This window comes from Streptomyces sp. WAC 06738 (assembly GCF_003945505.1).
Lineage (GTDB): Bacteria > Actinomycetota > Actinomycetes > Streptomycetales > Streptomycetaceae > Streptomyces.
In genome coordinates, this window is the sequence record NZ_CP029618.1 from 2,650,776 (window position 1) to 2,670,962 (window position 20,187).

The following is a 20,187-nucleotide window of genomic DNA, read 5'->3' on the forward strand; positions in this document are numbered from 1 at the left end:
TCGACGGGCCGGGGTGCGCCGGCCGGTGGCGTACGGCGAAGGGGCGGGACCGGCGAGGAGTGCACGGACCGGCTCGGCCCGGACCCTGCGATCGGTGCCGGGTCGAATCGGTTCGCGTACCGCGAAGGGCTCGCGCGGCACGGCCGGTTCGCCAGCCCCGGCCGGTTCACGTGCCCCGCCCGGTCCGCTCGCCGCGACCGGGCCGCATACTGCGAGCAGCCCCGTATCGAATCGCTTCCCGTCCCGCGCCACCCCGGCACCGCCCACCGATCCCCGTCCCCGCCCGCTCCACCGGTGACCGTCCCCGCCACGAGAGGAGCACCGCCTTGCACGCCTCCGCCCCGCCCCCCGAACCCGATTCAGGACCCGCCGCCGCAAGCCCCACAGGACCGAGCCGGCGCCAGATGCTGCCGGTCTTCGGCGCCGCGGCGCTGGCGGGCGTCGTTCCCGCGCTGGGCTCCGCCTCGCCCGCGTCGGCCGCACCCGCGGCCGCGGCGCCCGCCGCCGCCGCGGCGGCGGCCCGCGGCCCCCGCGCCGTCTACGTCGGCGGCTACGCCGGCGGCCCCGGCGCCCCCGCCGGGCTCGCCGCGTTCCGCATGGCGGGCGACGGCCGCCTCACCCCGGTCCAGGAGGTGCCCGGCGTCCCCAACCCCTCGTGGCTGGCGGTGCATCCGCGGCTGCCGGTGCTCTACGCCGTCTGCGAGGTGAGCACCTGGAACGGGCAGAAGGGCGGCGGGGTCGTCTCGTACGCCATCGACACCGCCACCGGCGAACTGACCCGCACCGGCGACCAGCCCGTGCCCGGCGTCCCCGCGCACGGCGCGCTCGACGAGCGCGGTGACCACCTGATCGTCGCCAACTACGGCGGCGCCACCTTCGCCGTCGTCCCGCTCGGCGCGGACGGCACGCCCCAGCCGGTCTCGGACACCGTCACCGTCACCGGTACGGGCCCCGACCCGGAGCGCCAGACCGGCCCGCACCCGCACCAGGTCGCCTTCGACCCGGCGTACGGGTACGTCTTCGGCGCCGACCTGGGCACCGACCGCGTCTGGGCCTGGCGGCTGGATGCCGAGGCGGGGAAGCTGACGCCGAACCCCCTGCCGTTCATGCAGGTCGCCTCCGGGTCGGGCACGCGGCACCTGGCGTTCCACCCCGGCGGGCGGTTCGTCTACGTCGCGGGCGAGTTGACGTCGTCGGTCACGGCCTTCACGTACGACGCGGCCCGCGGCACGTTCCGCTGGCTGCAGACCCTCGGCACGCTGCCGCGCGGCTTCACCGGCGAGAGCTACTGCGCGGAGGTCGCCGTGCACCCGGACGGCAGGACGGTCTACGTGTCCAACCGCGGGCACGACAGCATCGCCCGGTTCGCGGTCGGCGCCGACGGGCGGCTCGACCTGCGCGAGACCACCTCGACCGGCGGCGCCTGGCCGCGGCACTTCGCCCTGGCCCCGGCCGGCGACGTGCTGCTGGTGGCGAACCAGAACAGCGACGACGTGGTGTCGTTCCGCGTCACCCGCTCCGGCGCCCTGCGGCGCACCGGCGCCACCGCAGCCGCCCCGAGCCCGGCATGCGTGGCCTTCGGGGGCGTCCTGCCGAAGTGACGGCCGGCGTACGGGCCGGAGTGACGCACGGCGCATCGACGCGGCGACGGAAGGGGCGGGTGCCGGCGGGCACCCGCCCCCTCGCCGCTCACTTCGCCGGCGCCGTTCACCGGCACCTCCCGCCACCACCGTTCACCGATGCCGTTCGCCGATGCCGTTCGCCGAAACAATTTGTCAACGCCATTGACATACTGCCGGGTCCTCCCTACGTTCCTCCGTCGAAGCGCTTCGACACCTCTCATCGAACCGATTCGACGAGAACGACTCTCCCGGAGGCAGTGGATGTTGAAGGCACGGAGAAGGGCGCGCCTGCTGGCTGCCGCCCTGGCGGGAGCCCTGTCGCTGAGCACGCTCGCCGCGTGCGGCGGCTCCGACGACGGCGGTTCCGGCGACGGCAAGACCCTCCGGCTCTGGCATTACGAGGGTCCCGACAGCGCCATGGGCAAGGCGTGGGCCGAGGCGATCGCGGAGTTCGAGGAGAGCCACCCGGGGGTGAAGGTCGAGTTCGAGGAGAAGGGCTTCGAGCAGATCCAGAAGACCGCCCCGCAGGTCCTCAACTCCGACCAGGCGCCCGACCTCATGGAGTACAACAAGGGCAACGCCACCACCGGCCAGCTCTCCCGCCAGGGCCTGCTCACCGACCTCACCGACGAGGCGGAGAAGCGCGGCTGGGCCGACGCCGTGCCGCCGACCGTGGCGACGACCAGCCGGTACGACGAGAGCGGCGTCATGGGCTCCGGCGCCTGGTACGGCATCCCCAACTACGCCGAGTTCACGATGGTCTACTTCAACAAGGACCTCTTCGCGGAGCACGGCGTCGAGGTCCCGACGACGTTCGCGGAGCTGGAGGACGCGCTCGCGACGTTCAAGGACGCCGGCATCACCCCCTTCGCCAACGCCGGCGCCGAGTACATGGCGCAGCAGTACCTCTACCAGCTCGCCCTCAGCCGGGCCGACAAGGCGTGGGTCGACTCCTTCCAGATGGAGGGCGAGACCGACTTCTCCGACGCGGCCTGGACGTACGCCGCCGAGACCTTCGCCGACTGGGTCGACAAGGGCTACATCGCCGAGAACTCCTCCGGCACCAAGGCCGAGGACGCCGGCGTCTCGTTCATCCAGGGCAAGCACCCGATGCTCTTCTCCGGAAGCTGGTGGTTCGGCCGCTTCCAGGCGGAGATCCAGAAGTTCGACTGGGACACCTTCCTGTGGCCCGGCAGCGACCTGACCCTCGGCTCCGGCGGCAACCTGTGGGTGGTGCCGGAGGGCGCCGAGAACAAGGAGCTGGCGTACGACTTCATCGACATCACGATGAAGAAGGGCATCCAGAACGTCCTGGGCGACAACGGCGGCGTCCCCGTCGCGGCCGACGCGGCCGCGATCAAGGACCCGCAGTCGAAGGCCCTCATCGAGGACTACACGACCCTCGCCGGGAACGACGGCCTCGCCTACTACCCCGACTGGCCGGCCAACGGCTTCTACGACTCGATGACCTCCGAGACGCAGAAGCTCCTCACCGGCAGCGCGGAGCCGGGCGACGTGCTGGAGTCGCTCCAGGCCGAGTACGACGAGAACGTGCTCCAGGAATGACGGCCGTCGTCTCCAAGGACGCGGCTCGCCCCGCCGGCGGGAGCGGAACCCCCTCCCGCCGGCGGTGGCCCACCAGCCGCGGCGGCCGTTCGCGCCGGCCGTCCACCGAGGGCTCGTACGCGCTCTTCCTGCTCCCCGGCGCGCTGGCGTTCCTCGTCGTCATCGTCGTGCCGTTCGCGATGAACACCGGGATCAGCTTCACCGACTGGAGCGGCGTCGGCACGCCGGAGTTCACCGGTCTGGAGAACTACGACCGGCTCCTCGGCGACGACGACTTCTGGGAGTCGTTCCGGCACAGCCTGGCCATGGTCGCGGCGATGGCGCTGATCCCGACCGCGCTCGGGCTGGTGCTCGCCTCGGCGCTCTTCGACTTCGTCGGCCGGCACGCCGGCAGCCGCTGGGTGGCCGTGCTGCGCGCCTGCTTCTATCTGCCGCAGGTGCTGCCGATCGCGGTCGCCGGCATCGTGTGGAGCTGGGTCCTGGCGCCGGAGAGCGGTTCGCTGAACGAACTCCTGGGCGCCGTCGGGCTCGACGCGCTCCAGCAGGACTGGCTCGGCGACCCGGACTGGGCGCTGTACAGCGTGATGGCCGTGATGGTGTGGGTGCAGATCGGCTTCCCGCTGGTGATCTTCATGTCCGGGCTCCAGCGCGTCGACCCGGCGCTGCACGAGGCGGCGGAGCTGGACGGCGCGGGCTGGTGGCGGCGGTTCTGGCACGTGACGCTGCCGCAACTGCGGCCGGAGATCGCGGTGGTGCTCCTGTGGTGCACGATCGCGGCGCTGAAGGTCTTCGGCATGGTGTACGTCCTCACCGGCGGCGGCCCGGGCGGGGCGACGAACGTCCCGTCGTACTTCGCGTACCAGAACTTCTTCGAGAACTTCCAGGCCGGCTACGGCGCCGCGATCTCCACCGTCCTCACCGTGCTCATCCTGGTGCTGGCGGTCGTCGCCCTGAAGCTGCAGACGCGGGCGGAGGACGAGAACAGATGAGCCCGGTCAAGAAGTATCCCGTGCTCGTGGCGCTGGTGGTGGGCGCGGCGTTCATGGTGCTGCCGTTCCTCGTCGTGCTGATGAACGCGGTCAAGACGCCGGAGGAGTACTCCAGCGACGGGCCGCTCAGCATGCCCGACGGCGTGTACCTCGACGGCCTCGCGGACTTCTGGGAGCGCGTCGACTTCGGCCAGAAGCTCTGGAACTCGGTGCTGATCTCCGGCTCGGTGGCGGTGCTCGCCGTGGTGCTGTCGGTGCTGAGCGCGTACGCCATCGGCATCGGCCGGATCAGGGGGCGGCCGTACGTGCTCGCGTTCTTCGTGCTGGCGAACATGCTGCCGCAGGAGGCGCTGGTCTACCCCCTCTACTACCTGTCGAAGGAGTTCGGCCTCTACGACACCCGGCTGAGCGTCGTGATCGTCTTCACCGTCGTGCAGTCCGCCTTCGGCACGTATCTGCTGGCCTCGGTGCTCGGCGGGTTCCCGCGCGAGGTGATCGAGGCGGCGCGGATCGACGGGGCGACCAAGTGGCAGGTGCTGTGGCGGGTGGTGGTGCCCGTGAGCCGGCCGACGATCGGCGTGCTGATGGTGCTCTTCTTCATCTGGACGTGGAACGAGTTCCTGCTGCCGCTGGTCATGCTCGTCTCGGACGACAACCAGACCGTGTCCGTCGCCCTCGGCGTGCTCCAGGGGCAGCGGGACATGGACGCCACGATGACGAACGCCGCCGCCCTGCTGGGCGTGCTGCCGGCGATCGCGTTCTTCCTCATCTTCCAGCGGACCCTGACCCGCGGCATCGCCGTGGGCGCCGTGAAGTGACCCCCGTACATCCCGACGTGCCCCACCACGTACTCCCCAAGTGACCCCGAGAGGCTGCGCATGAAGTTCACCGACGGCTACTGGATGCTGCGCGAGGGCGTTCGTGCCGCCTACCCCGTCGAGGTGCTCGACGTCACCCCCGGGGACGGCACGCTGGACGTGCACGCACCGACCCAGCCCATCCGGCACCGCGGCGATCTGCTGAAAGGCCCGGTCATGACCGTCTCCGTGCACTCCCCCATGCCCGACGTGATCGGTGTGACGCTCACCCACTTCGACGGCGGCACCGACGCCGGGCCCCGCTTCCGGCTCGCCGGGGCGGAGTCGCACGCGCAGGTCTCGTACGACGACGAGCACGCCCTGCTCACCGCCGGCAGCCTCGCCCTGCGGGTGGCGCGCGGCGGGCCGTGGCGGCTGGACTTCCTCACCGCCGACGGGCTGAAGCCGCTCACCTCCTCGGGGCCCAAGGGCATGGCCATCATGGAGACCGACGCCCCGGGCGGCGGCCCGGCCCGGCACTATCTGCGCGAGCAGCTCGGGCTCGGCGTCGGCACCCACGTCTACGGGCTCGGCGAGCGCTTCGGGCCGCTGGTGAAGAACGGCCAGGTCGTGGACATCTGGAACGCCGACGGCGGCACGGCCACCGAGCAGGCGTACAAGAACGTGCCGTTCTACCTCACCGACGCCGGCTACGGCGTCTTCGTCGACCACCCCGGGCGGGTGTCGCTGGAGGTGGGCTCGGAGGCGGTGTCGCGGGTGCAGTTCAGCGTCGAGGGGCAGGAGCTGACGTACTACGTCATCCACGGGCCGACGCCGAAGGAGATCCTGCGCAAGTACACGGCGCTCACCGGCCGGCCCGCGCTGCCGCCGGCCTGGTCGTTCGGGCTCTGGCTGTCGACGTCGTTCACGACCTCGTACGACGAGGAGACCGTCACCTCCTTCATCGACGGGATGGCCGAGCGCGATCTGCCGCTGTCCGTCTTCCACTTCGACTGCTTCTGGATGCGCGAGTTCCACTGGTGCGACTTCGAGTGGGACCCGCGGGTCTTCCCCGACCCGCCGGGGATGCTGCGCCGGCTGAAGGAGCGGGGGCTGCGGATCTGCGTGTGGATCAACCCGTACATCGCGCAGCGCTCCCCGCTCTTCGCCGAGGGCCGCGACGCCGGATATCTGCTGCGCAAGCCGGACGGCGCAGTGTGGCAGTGGGACAAGTGGCAGCCGGGGATGGCGCTGGTGGACTTCACCAACCCCGAGGCGCGCGCCTGGTACGCGGGCAAGCTCGCGGCGCTCCTCGACATGGGCGTGGACTGCTTCAAGACCGACTTCGGCGAGCGGGTGCCGACCGATGTCGCGTACTTCGACGGCTCCGACCCGGAGCGGATGCACAACTACTACACGTACCTCTACAACGAGACGGTCTTCGACGTGCTGAAGAAGCACCGCGGCGAGGGCGAGGCGGTGGTCTTCGCGCGCTCGGCGACGGCCGGGAGCCAGCAGTTCCCCGTGCACTGGGGCGGGGACTGCGAGTCGACGTACGAGGCGATGGCGGAGTCGCTGCGCGGCGGTCTGTCGCTGGGGATGTCGGGCTTCGGCTACTGGAGCCACGACATCGGCGGCTTCGAGGGCACGCCGTCGCCGGCGCTCTTCAAGCGGTGGATCGCCTTCGGGCTGCTGTCGTCGCACAGCCGGCTGCACGGCTCGTCGTCGTACCGGGTGCCGTGGCTCTTCGACGAGGAGGCCGTGGACGTGCTGCGGGTGTTCACGAAGCTGAAGCTGCGGCTGATGCCGTATCTGGACGCGGTGGCGCGCGAGGCGCACGAGTCGGGGGTGCCGATGATGCGGCCGATGGCGCTGGAGTTCCCGGAGGACCGGGCGTGCACGCATCTGGAGCGGCAGTACATGCTCGGGCCCGACCTGCTGGTGGCGCCGGTGTTCAGCGACGGGGGCGAGGTCTCGTACTACGTCCCGGAGGGCACGTGGACGCATCTGCTCAGCGGCGAGGAGGTGCACGGGCCGCGGTGGGTGCGGGAGCGGCACGGGTTCGCGAGCGCGCCGGTGCTGGTGCGGCCGGGTGCGGTGCTGCCGGTGGGGGCGGTGGACGACCGGCCGGACTACGACTACGCGGACGGGGTGACGCTGCGCGCGTACGGGCTGAGCCCGGGGCAGCGGGTGCGGGTGCCGGTCGGGGGGCGGGTGTTCACGGTGGTCTGCGAGGGCGGCACGGTACGGGCGTCGGCGGGCGACGGGGAGGGCGCCGCGGACGGTTCGAGCGGTACGGGCGGGCCCTGGGCGCTGGAGGTCGTCGGCGGTCCCACGGTGCGCGCGGAATCGGGCCGCGGCGTCCTCGTCGCGGAGCTGGGCTAAGGTCCGGCTGTCCGGCAGACGGACGGCCGACCCGGCGAGCAGGGGGAGTTGATGGTCAAGATCACCGATGTGGCCCGGCACGCCGGGGTGTCGCCGAGCACCGTCTCGTACGCGCTCAGCGGCAAGCGCCCGATCTCCGACGAGACCCGGCAGCGCATCGAGTCCAGCATCCGCGAGCTGGGCTACCGCCCGCACGCCGGCGCCCGCGCGCTGGCGAGCAGCAGGTCCAACGTGCTGGCGCTGGTCATCCCGTTCCGCAGCGGGATCCACGTGCCGGTCGTCATGCAGTTCGCGGTGTCGGTGGTGACGACGGCGCGGCAGCACGACCACGACGTGCTGCTGCTCACCCAGGAGGAGGGCGAGGAGGGGCTGCGGCGGGTGGCGGACACGGCGCTGGTCGACGCGCTCATCGTGATGGACGTGCAGTTGCACGACGCCCGGCTGCCGCTGCTGCGCGCCCTGGACCGGCCCTCGGTGCTCATCGGCTTCCCGGCCGACGCCGCGGGACTCACCTGCATCGACCTGGACTTCGCGGCGGCCGGCGGCGCCTGCGTGACGCATCTGGCGGAGCTGGGGCACCGGTGCGTGGCCCTCGTCGGCTCGCCGCCGGAGGTGTACCTGCGCGAGACGGGCTTCGCGCAGCGCGTCACGCACGGCTTCACCGCGGCGGCCGACGAGCGCGGGCTGACGTCGACGGTGCACCCCTGCGAGGCGACCCCGGCGGCGGCGCAGGCGATGGCGGAGCAACTGCTCCGCGAGCACCCGGAGCTGACCGGCGTGGTCGTGCACAACGAGCCGGTGGTGCAGCCGCTGATCGACGCGTTCCGGCGGCTCGGGCTGCGGGTGCCGGAGGACCTGTCGGTGGTGGCGATCTGCCCGGACGAGCTGGCCGAGCAGGCACCGCTGCCGATCTCGTCGGTGGCGGTGCCCTCCGCGCGCATCGGGACGCGGGCCGTGGAGCTGCTGATGGGCAAGCTCGACGGGCAGGACGTGCCGGAGGCGACCATGCTGCCGCCGTGGCTGACCCGGCGGGCGACGACGGCGCCACGCGCCGGCTGACCGGGGGGCGGGCGGACCTCTTGGGGAACGGAACGGAGCAACTCATCGCGTAGTCGAAGCGTTTCGACTAGATCACAAGGAGTCGCGCACGTGAAACGAAGAACAGTTCTCGCCGCCCCGCTGGCGCTCCCGCTGGCCGGTTCCCTCACCACCGCCCTCGCCGGCACCGCCGCCGCGGCCCCGGCCGCTCCGGCCGCTCCGGCCGGTTCCGCAGCCGCCGCCAAGGTGCGCGAGCTGCTGGCCCGACTCACCCTGGACGAGAAGATATCCCTGCTCCACCAGTGGCAACCCGCCATCCCCCGGCTGGGGATGAAGGCGTTCCGCACCGGCACCGAGGCCCTGCACGGCCTCGCCTGGCTCGGCCCCGCCACCGTCTTCCCGCAGGCCATCGGCCTCGCCTCCACCTGGAACCCGGAACTCATCCGCGAGGTCGGCGAAGCGGTCGGCGACGAGGTGCGCGGCCTCCAGCACGAACGCCCCGCCGGCTGGGGCCTGAACGTGTGGGCACCGACGGTCAACCTGCTGCGCGACCCGCGCTGGGGCCGCAACGAGGAGGGCTACTCCGAGGATCCGTACCTGACCGGCGTCATCTCCACGGCCTACGCGGGCGGGCTGACCGGCGGCGACCCCGACAACCTCAAGACGGCCCCCCTCGTCAAGCACTACCTGGCCAACAACAACGAGGTCCGGCGCGACCAGACCTCCTCGGACCTGCGCCCGCGGGTGCTCAAGGAGTACGAGGAGCCGGCCTACCGGGCGGCGATCTCCGCCGACGCCGCGTGCGGCGTCATGACCGCGTACAACCTCGTCAACGGCCGCCCCTGCACGGTCACCGACCTCAACGCCTCGGTCCGCACCTGGACCGACCGCTCCCTGCTCAACGTCACCGACGCCTGGGCCCCCAACAACCTCCCGGCCACCGGCTCGCAGAAGTATTTCGGCACCCTCGCCGAGGCCGACGCCGCCATCCTCAAGGCCGGCGTCGACAGCTTCACCACCGACGACACCGACGGCGGCCCGACCACCGCCGCCGTCAAGGAGGCGCTGGCGAAGGGCCTGCTCACCGAGGCGGACGTCGACACCGCGGTGCGGCACATCCTCGACATCCGCGCCCGCCTCGGCGACTTCGACGCGGACGGCGGTCCGTACGGGCACCTCGACAAGTCCGTCATCGACAGCCCCGCGCACCGCAAGCTCGCCCGCCGCACCGCCGCCGAGGCGGTCGTGCTGCTGAAGAACGACCGCGGCGCGCTGCCGCTCGACGCCCGCAAGCTGCGGAAGGTCGCGGTCGTCGGCCCGCTGGCCGACACCCTCTACACCGACTGGTACTCGGGCAGCCTGCCGTACGCGATCACGCCGCTGCGGGGCATCACCGACCGCCTCGGCGCGGGCGCCGAGGTGACCACCGGCGAGGGCGTCGACCGCGTGGCGCTGAAGAACGCCGCGACCGGCCGCTACGTCACCGCCGGCCGCGGCGACGAGGGCGCGGCGCTGGCGGAGGGCGCGACGACGGCGGGCGAGACCGAGCAGTTCGACGTCTTCGGCTGGGGCGAGGGCGTCGTCACGCTGCGGGCCGTCGCCAACGGCAAGGTCGTCGGCCTGCGCGACGGCCGGTTCTACAACGACCAGGAGCAGCCCAACGGCTGGTTCGTCTCGCAGTTGTTCCGGCCGGAGGAGCAGGACGACGGCACGGTGGTGCTGCGGTACGCGGGCTACGAGAACTGGTTCGGCGACGCCGTCTACCTCCGCGCGCGCGAGGACGGCGTGCTCGTCCTCGGCACCGCCGCCGACGCCTCCCGCTACACCCTCGAAACGCTTCGAGACGGCATCGACGAGGCCGTGGCGGCGGCACGGGCCGCGGACACCGCCATCGTCGTCGTCGGCTCGATGCCGTTCATCAACGCCCGCGAGACCGACGACCGCGAGGACATGGGCCTGGCCGGCACCCAGTCGGCGCTGGTACGCGCCGTGCTCGCCGCCAACCCCAAGACCGTCGTCGTGGTCGAGAACAGCTACCCCACCACGCTCACCTGGGAGCAGGAACACGTCCCCGCGCTCGTGTGGACGACCCACGCGGGCCAGGAGACCGGCCGTGCGCTGGCCGACGTGCTCTTCGGCGACGTGAACCCGGCGGGCCGGCTCACCCAGACCTGGTACCGGTCGGCCGCCGGCCTGCCGCCGATCCTGGAGTACGACAACATCAAGTACGAGCGCACGTACCAGTACTTCACCGGCGACGTGCTCTACCCCTTCGGCCACGGCCTGTCGTACACCACCTTCCGCTACGGCCGCCCGCGGCTGCTGCGCGATGCCGTCGCCGTGCCGGTCACCAACACCGGCAGCCGCGCGGGCGCGGAGGTCGTGCAGCTCTACACGCGGCAGCGCGACTCGCGCGTGAAGCAGCCGCTGAAGAAGCTCCAGGCGTTCGCGAAGGTGACCCTGCGGCCCGGCGAGACGCGCACGGTGACGTTGCCGCTGCCGCGCGCGGCGCTGGCGCACTGGGACGTCACCCGCGAGCGCTGGGTGGTGGAGCGCAGCACGTACGACGTGCTCGTCGGCGCCTCGTCCGGGGACATCCGGGCGCGGGCGGAGCTGGACGTCGACGGCGAGACCGTGCCGCCGCGGGATCTGCGGCGCACGACGCGGGCGGAGAACTTCGACGACTACGCGGGCGTGCGGCTGGTCGACGAGTCGAAGCCGAGGGGCACGGCCGTCGGCGCGGAGTCGGCGGGCGCGTGGCTGCTCTTCGCGGACGCCGACCTGCGGCGCGGGGCGCGGCGGCTGGTGGCGCGGGTGGCGAAGGAGTCGCCGGGCGCGGCCACGCTGGAAGTGCGGCTGGACGCGCCGGACGGCCCGCTGGCGGGTGAGGCGGCGGTGCGCAGCACGGGGTCGCGGTACGCGTACGAGGAGGTCACGGCGGTGCTGCGGGGCGCGACCGGGCGGCGCGACGTGTACCTGGTGCCGGGTGAAGGGGTGCGCATCGCGGACTTCTCCCTGAGCTGAGCCGCGGGTTGGTGGTCCGCGGCGGGCGGGAGGACGGCCGCCCGCCGCGGACGCCGGTTCCGGCACCGCCGGGCCGAGGGCACGGCGGCCGGCGGTGCCGGGGCTCACGGGGCTCGCGGGATCCCGGTACGCACCCGGGAAGGAGCCTTCAGTCCCCCGAGACCGCGATCGACTGGAACTCGCGGAGCACCTTCTCCGGCGCCGAGTTCCGGCTCACGGCCTTGCCCAGGTCGTTGCCCATCACCCCGAGCAGTTCGGCCCAGACCGGCCGCGTGGTGGGGTCGAACCGGGCCCGCCCCGTCATCCCCACGTACCGCCCGACCCGCCGGTCGTCCTTGAGCACGTCGACCGCCGACTGCGTGGTGGGCAGCAGGCCCTCGGCCTTCAGATACGGCACGTAGTTCTCGGGCCGGTAGAAGAAGCTGAGGAAGTCGCGGATCAGCTCCCGGTTGCCGGACTTCTTGAACGCCATCAGGTAGTCCTGGATCCCGTGCGCGACGGGCGCGGCGCCGTGGCTGACCGGGTGGACGGCGAGCCCGTAGTCGACGTCGCCCTTCTCGATCAGGTCCAGGAACGCCCGCGCGCCGAAGGCGCCGTAGACCATCGCGGCCTTGCCCTGCGCGAAGAGCGGCCAGGTGCCGTCGGGGCGGTTGGTCTGGCCGGGGTTGGGCTGGGTGTAGCCGCGCCTGCTGAGGTCCTGGAGGAAGCCGAGCGTTTCGACGTTGCGGTCGCTGTCGATGGCCCACTTGCCGTTCGCGGTCCAGCCGCCGCCGTTGGCGCGGGCCCAGGTGCCGAACTCGTAGTGCCCGGACTCGATGCCGAGGGCCAGCCCGTACGGGACGTACTTCCCGGGCAGCGCCTTGATCCGGTCGACGGCGTCGAGGAACTCCTCGCGGGTCTCCGGCGGCCCGTCGAAGCCGGCTTCGCGCAGGATCGCCTTGTTGTAGTACATGCCGTTGACGGTGGCGAGGAACGGCAGCGCGTACTGCCGGCCCTCGAAGGAGGCGTTGTCGGCGAAGGCGGGCATGAAGTCGCCGTAGACCTCGGGGGTGAGGACGTCCTCCGCGGGGTGCAGCAGGCCGGCGTCGGCGTAGTCGGCGAAGAGGTTGAGGTTGGCTATGTCGGGCAACTGGCCCGTCTGCACCATCGTGTTGATCTGGGTCTGCAGGTTGCCCCAGTCGATGATCTGCAGCTTGACGCTCTTGCCGGGGTGCTTGTCCTCGAACTTCGCGACGAGCTTGCGCCAGTACGGCTGCGTGCCGTCGGTGTACTGCGCGATGACGACCTTGATGGAGTCCGGGTCGCCGGCCGCGATGGGCCGGCCGCAGGCCGCCGCCAGCGCGCCGAGCGCGGACGCGGAGGCGAGCGCGCCGCCGGCGCGGAGGACGGCCCTTCTGCCGGGCCCGCTGCCGGGCATGGGGTGGCTCATTTGGTGCTGCCCTTCGTCAGGCCGCTCACCAGGTACCGCTCGATGAGCGCGAACAGGATCACCGCGGGCACGATCGCCATCAGGGAGGCGGCGAAGAGGTACTGGTAGTTCGTCTCGTACAGGCCCACGAACTGCTGCACGCCGACGGTGAGCGGCACCCGGTTCTCGGTGGGCTCGTTGAAGACGGTCAGCGAGACGACGAACTCGTTCCAGACCTGGATGAACGTGAAGATGGTGACGGTGATGAGCGCGGGGGCCGCGAGCGGCAGCGCCATCCGCACCATGGTCCGGAAGCGGCCGAGCCCGTCGAGCATCGCCGCCTCGTCGATCTCCACGGGGATGGAGCTGAACTGGGTGTGCAGGATCCAGATCGCGAAGGCGATGTTGAAGGCGCAGTTGACCGCGATGATGAACCAGTAGCTGTGGATGCCGCCGGTGAACACCGCCTCCCGGTAGAGGCCGATGAGCAGCGCCACCGCGGGGAACATCTGGGAGACCAGCACGAGCCCGAGGAACGCGCCCCGGCCGCGGAAGTCCGTCCGCGCCAGGATGAACGCGGCGGGCGCGGCGATCAGCAGCACCACGGCGGTGGAGACCAGCGCGACGATCAGGCTGACCCTGAAGTAGTCGGCCAGCGGGATCTTGTCCCACACGTCGGCGTAGTTGGACCAGGCCCACTCGTCGGGCAGGTAGTCGGCGGGCACCTGGAAGAGTTCGGCGTCGGTCTTCAGCGAGCCGAGGAACATCGCGACGTACGGCGCGAGGAAGAAGAGCGCGACGCAGAGCCCCGCGAGCGGGAGCCCGATGTGCCGCACCCGCCGCCACCCGGCGGCCAGCGGTCCGGTCACGGGGCGCAGGCCGCGGGCGAGGGCGGCCGAGGCCAGCCGGGTGCGGCGGCCGAGGGCCTCGGCGGCCCCGCTGCCCGCGCGCTCCTTGCCGTACGCGGCGGGGGCGCGGCCCTTGAGGAGCCGGATGAGGACGGCGATGAGGAGGCTGATCGCGATGACGTTGAGCACGCCGAGGGCGGCGGCCTCACCGGTGTCGAGCCGGCCGGTGAAGGCGATCTTGTACATGAAGGTGACGGAGGTGTCGGCGTGGTTGCCGGCCGTCTTGCCCATGATCACCCAGATCAGGGCGAAGGCGTTGAAGACGTGCAGCATGTTGAGCACGAGCGCGACGGTGAGCGAGGGCCGCAGCATCGGCAGCGTCACCCGGCGCCAGGTGGTCCACGGCCCGGCGCCGTCGATCTTCGCGGCCTCCACCACCTCGCCGGGGATGGTCTGCAGCCCGGAGAGGAGGACGTACGCCGTGAAGGGGATCGAGGTGATGACCCCGACCGCCATCAGCGAGAAGAAGGCGATGTCCGGGTCCTTGTACCAGTCCACCGGCGAGTCGAGGATCTTCAGATCCATCAGCAGCCGGTTGAGCAGGCCGTTCCCGCCCTCGTAGATGAAGCGCCAGACGGTCGCGGTCATCACCAGGGACGTCGCCCACGGCACGATCAGCGCGAGCCGGACGAAGCGGCGGCCGAAGAAGTCCTTGGCGAGGAACTGCGCGAGGGCGAGGGAGGCGAGGACCGTGAGGCCGACGACGACCACGACCCACAGGAGGGTGTTGCCGACGACGCCGGGGAGTTCGTCCTCGGCGAAGAGGCTGCGGTAGTTCTCCAGCCCGGCGAAGCCGTCGGTGAGGCCGATGCGGTTGATCTCGACGAAGGACATCCCGACCATGTAGATCGCCGGGAAGACGATCACGGCCGCGATGAGCAGGGTGCCGGGCGCCAGCCAGCGGGCGGGGACGGTCCGCCGCCACAGGGCGCGGAGCGGGCTCACCGGGGGCGGCGCGGCGCCGGCCGGGGGTCGTGGGGATGTCGGCGGGGCGCCGCCTTCGTTCCGTACGGGATCGGCGGTCGCCTCGGTGCGGGGCGTCGTCGTCAACGGGCACCTCCTGCTGCTCGGTCAGGTCCCGGGGCGCCCTGATCGCCCGGATCGCGCCGCTGGGCCCGCACGCCCGGGTGGCGCTGATCGCCCGGGTGGCCTGGGGACTCCGCCGCCTTCCCGTCGCCGGCGGCGAGGTCGTGCAGCGGGACGATCTGCCCGGCGGCACCGCCGAACAGCTCGCCGTCCAGATACGCCACGGCCCGCCCGATCGCGCCGACCGCGACGCACTCCTCGTCGAGCGCGGACGCGCGCAGCTCCGGCACCCGCAGGCACACGTCCTCCAGCCGCCGCCGCAGCCGCGGCAGCAGCACGTCGGCGGCGCGCGAGAAGGCGCCGCCGAGGACGACCAGTTCGGGGTCGAGGGTCATGACCATCGCCGAGGTGCCGAGGGCCAGGTCGTCGCAGTAGCGCTCGACGGCCGCCACGGCGATGGGGTCGCCGCCGCGGGCGGCGGCGAAGGTGTGCCGCGCGGCGTCGCTCTTGGGCACGTCCGGGGGGACGGCGGGGCAGTCGTGGAGGTACGAGGCGGCGGTGACCCAGTGCGTCACGGGGTGCATGCCGACCTCGCCGGCGACGCCGCCGAACCCGCGGTGCACCTGCCCCCCGACGACCAGCGCGGCGCCGGTGCGCCGGCCGGCGTGGAGGAAGACGGTGTCGTCGACGCCCTTGGCCACGCCCCACTGGCGCTCGGCGAGGGCGGCGAGGCGGGAGTCGTTGTCGATCTGCACGGCGCAGGGGAAGAGGGCGCCGATGCGGGCGGCGAGGTCGACGCCGGTCCAGTTGGCGACGCCGGCGCAGAACTGCACGGTGCCGGCGCGGTCCACGATGCCGGTGGTGCCCGCGCCGACGGCCCACAGGTCCTCGCGCCGCAGCCCGACGGCGGTCAGGCAGTCGGCCACGGCCAGGTCGGCGGCGGCGATGCGGTCGTCGACGGGGGTGGCGGGGCCGACTGTGCGGTGCGTCTGGGCGCGTACGGTGCCGTCGAGGTCGGCGACGGCGGCGCGCACGCTGTGGACGCCGATGTCGATGCCGGCGACGTGCCCGGCGTCGGCCCGGAACCGGTACCGCCGCGCGGGGCGCCCGACGGTGCCCTGCGCGGGGCCGAGTTCCTGGACCCAGCCCAGCTCCACGAGCTGGCCTACGACGTCCTTGGTGGACGGCCGGGAGAGTCCTGTCCGCTCGGCGACGGCGGTGAGGGTGAGCGGCTCGGCGCCGCGCAGGACGTCCACGACCGCCAGCGAGTTCAGGTGCCGCAGCCGGGACAGGTCCCCGCCCAGCTCCGCTGCCGATGCCATGAGTCACGCCCCTCCCACGCCCACCTCCCGCCGTGGAGAACCCGCGACGGAGTAACGATGGACTCCTTTACATATTTACGATGGAGCCCTTTATATGGAGTGGAGAACGCCAGCGTCAACCCGTCGAACGGAGACCGACCTTGATCATCCCCACGCCGTCGCGCAGCTCCCCCCGCCCCGGTTCGTACGCCCTGGGCCCGGACACCCCGCTGCACGTCGCCGATCCGGCGCTCACGCCGGTCGCCCGCGTCCTGCGCGAACAGCTCCTGCCCGGCACGGGCTGCACGCTGCCGCCCGGGCGGGGCGGGATCGAGCTGGCCCTGGCCGGAGACCTGGCGGCGGACCCGGGTGCGGGTCCTGAGGCGTACCGCCTGACGATCGGCCCCGACGGCATCCGCATCGCCGCGGGCGGCCCGGCCGGCGCCTTCTACGGCGTGCAGACGCTGCGCCAGCTCCTGCCGCCGCACACCCTGCGCCACAGCGCGCTCGACGAGGGCCCGTGGGACCTGTCCTGCGTCGAGATCGAGGACCGGCCGCGGTTCGCGTGGCGGGGCGTGCTGCTCGACGTGGCCAGGCACTTCTTCACCAAGCGCGACGTGCTGCGCGTGCTCGACCAGATGGCGCTGCACAAGCTGAACGTGCTCCACTTCCACCTCACCGACGACCAGGGCTGGCGCCTGGAGGTGAAGCGCTACCCGCGGCTGACGGAGGTCGGCTCCTGGCGCACGGAGTCGAAGCCGGGCTGGAACGAGACGGGCGACGGCCGGCCGCACGGCGGCTACTACACGCAGGACGACATCCGCGAGATCGTCGCGTACGCGGCGGCCAGGCATATCCTCGTGGTGCCGGAGGTCGACGTGCCGGGGCACACGCAGGCCGCGATCACGGCGTACCCGGAACTGGGCAACACGGGGGCGCAGTTGGCGGTGGAGACCGGCTGGGGCGTGAAGTCGAACATCCTCAACGTCTCCGACGCGACGCTGGACTTCGTACGGAACGTCTTCGACGAGGTGATCGAGCTCTTCCCCAGCCCGATCATCTGCGTCGGCGGCGACGAGTGCCCGAAGGACCAGTGGAAGGCGAGTCCGGCGGCGCAGGCGCGGATGGCGGAGCTGGGGCTGCGCAACGAGGACGAGCTGCAGAGCTGGTTCATCCGGCAGGTCTCGGACCATCTTCAGGCGCGGGGACGGCAGTTGCTGGGCTGGGACGAGATCCTGGAGGGCGGCCTGCCGCCGGCCGCGACGATCGTGTCGTGGCGCGACAACCACGGCGCGGTGCGGGCGGCCCGCGAGGGCCACCAGGTCGTCACCAGCCCGGCCCGCCAGGTCTACCTCGACTACCGGGCCTCGGACTCCCCGGACGAACCGGTCCCGGTGGGCACGGTCCTGCCGGTCGAGGAGGTCTACGCCTTCGAACCGGTCCCGGAGGAGCTCCGCGGCACCCCGGCGGCGGACCTGGTCATCGGCGCGCAGTGCGGCCTGTGGACGGAGGCGATCGACAATGCCCGGGCGCTGGACTACCAGGCGTTCCCGCGGATGAGCGCGTTCGCGGAGACGGTGTGGTGCGACGCGACCCGGGACGGGACGGCCTTCGCGGAGCGGCTGGCGCACCACCTGGACCGGCTGGAGGCGCTGGGGGTGGAGTACCGGCGGCCGGAGGGCCCGAGGCCGTGGGAGCGGCGCCCGGGGGTACGGGGGAGGCCGGTGACGATGGCGGAGTACCTGGCGGAGGTGGAGGCGGACACGAGGAACATCAGGTAACCGCCGGGGAGCCCGGCGACCGGCCACGGGGGAGCCGGTCGCCGGCACCCCTTCACCCCGCCCCCCTCATCGCCTCCCCCACCGCCTCCGCGAACGCCCGTACCGCCGCGCCCGCCCCGTCCTCCCGCCAGACCAGTCCCAGCGCCGACTCCCGCAGCCCCCGCACCCGTACGTACGCCACGTCCCCCCGCGGGTGGTGCTCCGCCGTCGGGCGGCAGAGCAGCATCACCCCCCGGTTCGCCGCCACCAGCGACAGCCCCTCCTGCAGCGTCCCCACCTCCGGCCCGCGCGGGACCGGCGCCCCCGCCGGGGTACGCGCCGGGGCCTGGGCCTCGCGCCAGTACGCCGGGGCCGGAGCCGTCACGCCGATCAGCGGGGTGGCGGCCAGGTCCTCGGCGTCCACCTCCACGAGCCCGGCGAAGGCGTGCCGCCGCGAGACCGCCGCGTACTGGGGCTGCACCGAGAAGACCGGCCCCAGCGCCAGTCCCGGTTCCGCCACCGGCAGCAGCACCACCGCCGCGTCCACCTCGTCGCGGTGCAGCGCCCCGAAGGGGTCCGAGAGCGGGAGTTCGGTGAGACGCGTACCGCACCCCGGGTGCCGGTCCTCGAACTCCCCGACCGCGTCCATGAATCCGTACCCCACCACCCCCTGGAACCCGATCCGCAGCGGCCCGCCCACCCCCAGCGCCGCCGCCCGGGCGTCGTCGACGGCCGCGCGCAGCGCCGCGTACGCGGGGCGGAGCGCGGCGAGGAAGTCCTCGCCCGCCGCGGTGAGCCGGACCCGGCGGCTGGTGCGGTCCACGAGGCGGGCGCCGATGCGGTGCTCCAGCGCGCGGACGAGCTGGCTCACCCGGCTCTGCGATACATACAGCCGTTCGCCGGTACGTCCGAAGTGCAGCTCCTCCGCCAGGACCAGGAAGCACTCCAGCTCGCGGATCTCCACCCCGCCCACCGCCGCCGGATTCCCGTTCCCGCCCTTCTGACCTGCGCTCGCCATCCGCCGCCGCCCTTCTGCCCGGCGCCGCCGCACGCCGCCCATCGATAAGTCCACCTCATGGAAGCATGAGCACTTCGCGCTTGTTCCCCTCCCGCCCGCCGGGCTTGGCTGAGGCCATGGCAAAAGTCGACGAGCTGTCCGCAGCCCCGCCCGCAGAAGCCGCCGCCGAAGGCGGCTGGCCCGCCGTGGCGACCGTGGCCGCCGGGACCTTCACCGTGGTCACCTCCGAGATGCTGCCGGTCGGTCTCCTCACCCCCATCAGCGGTGCGCTGGACGTGAGCGAGGGCACCGCCGGGCTCACCCTCACCGTCACCGGCCTGGTCGCCGCCCTCTCCGCCCCGCTCGTCACCGCCGCGGTCGGCCGGCTCGACCGGCGGCTCGTCCTCTGCTCGCTGATGGTGCTCCTGGCCGCGGCCAACGTGCTCGCCGCCTGGTCGCCGGGGTTCGCCGTCATGATCGCGGCCCGCGTCCTCGTCGGCGTCGGGCTCGGCGGGGTCTGGTCGCTCGCCGGCGGGCTCGGGGTGCGGCTGGTGCCGGCGGCGGCCGTCGGGGCGGCGACCTCCCTCATCTTCAGCGGCGTCGCCGTCGCCTCGGTCGTGGGCGTGCCGGCGGGCGCGTACCTCGGAGACCTCGCCGGCTGGCGCGCCGCGTTCCTCGCCGTCGGCGGCCTCGCACTGCTGGTGAGCGCCGCGATGGCCGTCCTGCTGCCGCCGCTGCCCGCCACGGAGGCGGTCGCCCTCGGCGGGGTGCTGCGGCTGGCCGTCGACAGCAGGGTGGCCACCGGGCTCGCGGTGGTGTCCCTGCTGGTGACGGGGCACTTCGCCGCGTACACGTATGTGCGTCCCGTCCTGGAGGACCTCGCGGGCGCCGGGGCGCCGATGATCGGGACCCTCCTGCTCGCGTACGGAATCGCCGGTATCGCCGGCAACTTCGCGGCCGGCGCCCGGGTGGGCCGGCGGCTGCGCGGCACGGTACTGGTGATCGGCGCCGTCCTCACCGCCTCGCTGCTGCTCGTGCCGCTGCTCGGGCTGTCGGTGGCGGGGGCGGCGGTGCTGCTGGTCGTGTGGGGGCTGGCGTACGGAGGGGTGTCGGTGAGTACGCAGACGTGGCTGGGCCTGGCCGCGCCGCGGGCCCGTGAGGGTGCGACGTCGCTGTTCGTGGCGGTGTTCAACGGGGCGATCGCCCTGGGGGCGTTCACGGGCGGCCGGATGGTGGACGGGTTCGGTACGCGGTCGGTGCTGTGGTTCGGCGGCGCGCTGGCGCTGGGCGCGGTCGCGGTGACCCTGCTCGGCCGGGTCCCGCGGACCAACGCCGGCTCCTAGTGCCGTGACCGCGAAGGTTCAGC

General features: G+C 72.8%; 13 protein-coding genes. 9 read left to right on the forward strand and 4 right to left on the reverse strand.

All coding sequences use genetic code 11. The features are described from left to right. The first annotated feature begins 326 nt into the window (after positions 1-326). From DMB38_RS11155 to DMB38_RS11185, 7 genes are all read left to right on the forward strand, one after another. On the forward strand, positions 327-1,601 hold the full coding sequence (locus DMB38_RS11155; protein ID WP_240662121.1) for a lactonase family protein: 1,275 nt from the start codon (positions 327-329) through the stop codon (positions 1,599-1,601). A 282-nt stretch (positions 1,602-1,883) separates the two neighbouring features. Further along, positions 1,884-3,188 (forward strand): extracellular solute-binding protein, encoded by a 1,305-nt coding sequence (locus tag DMB38_RS11160; protein WP_125935042.1) that lies wholly within the window; start codon positions 1,884-1,886, stop codon positions 3,186-3,188. Beyond that, positions 3,185-4,177, forward strand: a complete 993-nt coding sequence (locus tag DMB38_RS11165; RefSeq protein WP_125935043.1) for a sugar ABC transporter permease — start codon at positions 3,185-3,187, stop codon at positions 4,175-4,177. Before DMB38_RS11160 ends, DMB38_RS11165 begins: the two co-directional genes overlap by 4 nt. Beyond that, positions 4,174-4,995, forward strand: a complete 822-nt coding sequence (locus DMB38_RS11170; RefSeq protein WP_125935044.1) for a carbohydrate ABC transporter permease — start codon at positions 4,174-4,176, stop codon at positions 4,993-4,995. Before DMB38_RS11165 ends, DMB38_RS11170 begins: the two co-directional genes overlap by 4 nt. A 60-nt stretch (positions 4,996-5,055) precedes the next feature. Further along, positions 5,056-7,359, forward strand: coding sequence for an alpha-xylosidase (gene yicI, locus DMB38_RS11175; protein ID WP_125935045.1), 2,304 nt, complete (start codon positions 5,056-5,058; stop codon positions 7,357-7,359). Between the two features lie 51 nt (positions 7,360-7,410). Further along, positions 7,411-8,418 carry a LacI family DNA-binding transcriptional regulator gene (locus DMB38_RS11180; RefSeq protein WP_125935046.1) on the forward strand — a complete coding sequence of 336 codons (1,008 nt, stop codon included), beginning with the start codon at positions 7,411-7,413 and terminating at the stop codon, positions 8,416-8,418. A gap of 90 nt (positions 8,419-8,508) precedes the next feature. Further along, a complete protein-coding gene (locus tag DMB38_RS11185) occupies positions 8,509-11,421 on the forward strand; it encodes a glycoside hydrolase family 3 protein (protein ID WP_125935047.1) in 2,913 nt (970 codons plus the stop codon). Positions 11,422-11,569: 148 nt separating this feature from the next. Here the strand turns inward: DMB38_RS11185 and DMB38_RS11190 are convergent, their stop codons facing one another. From DMB38_RS11190 to DMB38_RS11200, 3 genes are read right to left on the reverse strand one after another with little or no spacing between them, the layout of a single operon-like run. Then, positions 11,570-12,838, reverse strand: a complete 1,269-nt coding sequence (locus DMB38_RS11190) for an extracellular solute-binding protein (protein ID WP_240662122.1) — start codon at positions 12,836-12,838, stop codon at positions 11,570-11,572. Between the two features lie 8 nt (positions 12,839-12,846). Next, positions 12,847-14,787, reverse strand: a complete 1,941-nt coding sequence (locus DMB38_RS11195) for an ABC transporter permease subunit (RefSeq protein ID WP_125935049.1) — start codon at positions 14,785-14,787, stop codon at positions 12,847-12,849. Further along, a complete protein-coding gene (locus DMB38_RS11200; protein WP_125935050.1) occupies positions 14,784-16,085 on the reverse strand; it encodes an ROK family transcriptional regulator in 1,302 nt (433 codons plus the stop codon). Before DMB38_RS11200 ends, DMB38_RS11195 begins: the two co-directional genes overlap by 4 nt. 140 nt (positions 16,086-16,225) lie before the next feature. Here DMB38_RS11200 and DMB38_RS11205 point away from each other — a divergent pair, with 140 nt between their 5' ends. After that, positions 16,226-17,845, forward strand: a complete 1,620-nt coding sequence (locus tag DMB38_RS11205) for a beta-N-acetylhexosaminidase (RefSeq protein WP_125935051.1) — start codon at positions 16,226-16,228, stop codon at positions 17,843-17,845. A gap of 52 nt (positions 17,846-17,897) precedes the next feature. Here the strand turns inward: DMB38_RS11205 and DMB38_RS11210 are convergent, their stop codons facing one another. Beyond that, complete coding sequence (locus DMB38_RS11210) at positions 17,898-18,797, reverse strand: LysR family transcriptional regulator (protein ID WP_125938953.1); 900 nt, start codon at positions 18,795-18,797, stop codon at positions 17,898-17,900. A gap of 230 nt (positions 18,798-19,027) precedes the next feature. Here DMB38_RS11210 and DMB38_RS11215 point away from each other — a divergent pair, with 230 nt between their 5' ends. After that, on the forward strand, positions 19,028-20,164 hold the full coding sequence (locus DMB38_RS11215) for an MFS transporter (protein WP_125938954.1): 1,137 nt from the start codon (positions 19,028-19,030) through the stop codon (positions 20,162-20,164). The last annotated feature ends 23 nt before the right edge of the window (positions 20,165-20,187 follow it).

Excerpts from the sequence above, each read along its gene's own strand:
- DMB38_RS11200 (WP_125935050.1), bottom strand. The coding sequence starts at position 16,085 with ATGGCATCGGCAGCGGAGCTGGGCGGGGACCTGTCCCGGCTGCGGCAC.
- DMB38_RS11160 (WP_125935042.1), top strand. The coding sequence starts at position 1,884 with ATGTTGAAGGCACGGAGAAGGGCGCGCCTGCTGGCTGCCGCCCTGGCG.
- DMB38_RS11165 (WP_125935043.1), top strand. The coding sequence starts at position 3,185 with ATGACGGCCGTCGTCTCCAAGGACGCGGCTCGCCCCGCCGGCGGGAGC.
- DMB38_RS11170 (WP_125935044.1), top strand. The coding sequence starts at position 4,174 with ATGAGCCCGGTCAAGAAGTATCCCGTGCTCGTGGCGCTGGTGGTGGGC.
- yicI (WP_125935045.1), top strand. The coding sequence starts at position 5,056 with ATGAAGTTCACCGACGGCTACTGGATGCTGCGCGAGGGCGTTCGTGCC.
- DMB38_RS11190 (WP_240662122.1), bottom strand. The coding sequence starts at position 12,838 with ATGCCCGGCAGCGGGCCCGGCAGAAGGGCCGTCCTCCGCGCCGGCGGC.
- DMB38_RS11180 (WP_125935046.1), top strand. The coding sequence starts at position 7,411 with ATGGTCAAGATCACCGATGTGGCCCGGCACGCCGGGGTGTCGCCGAGC.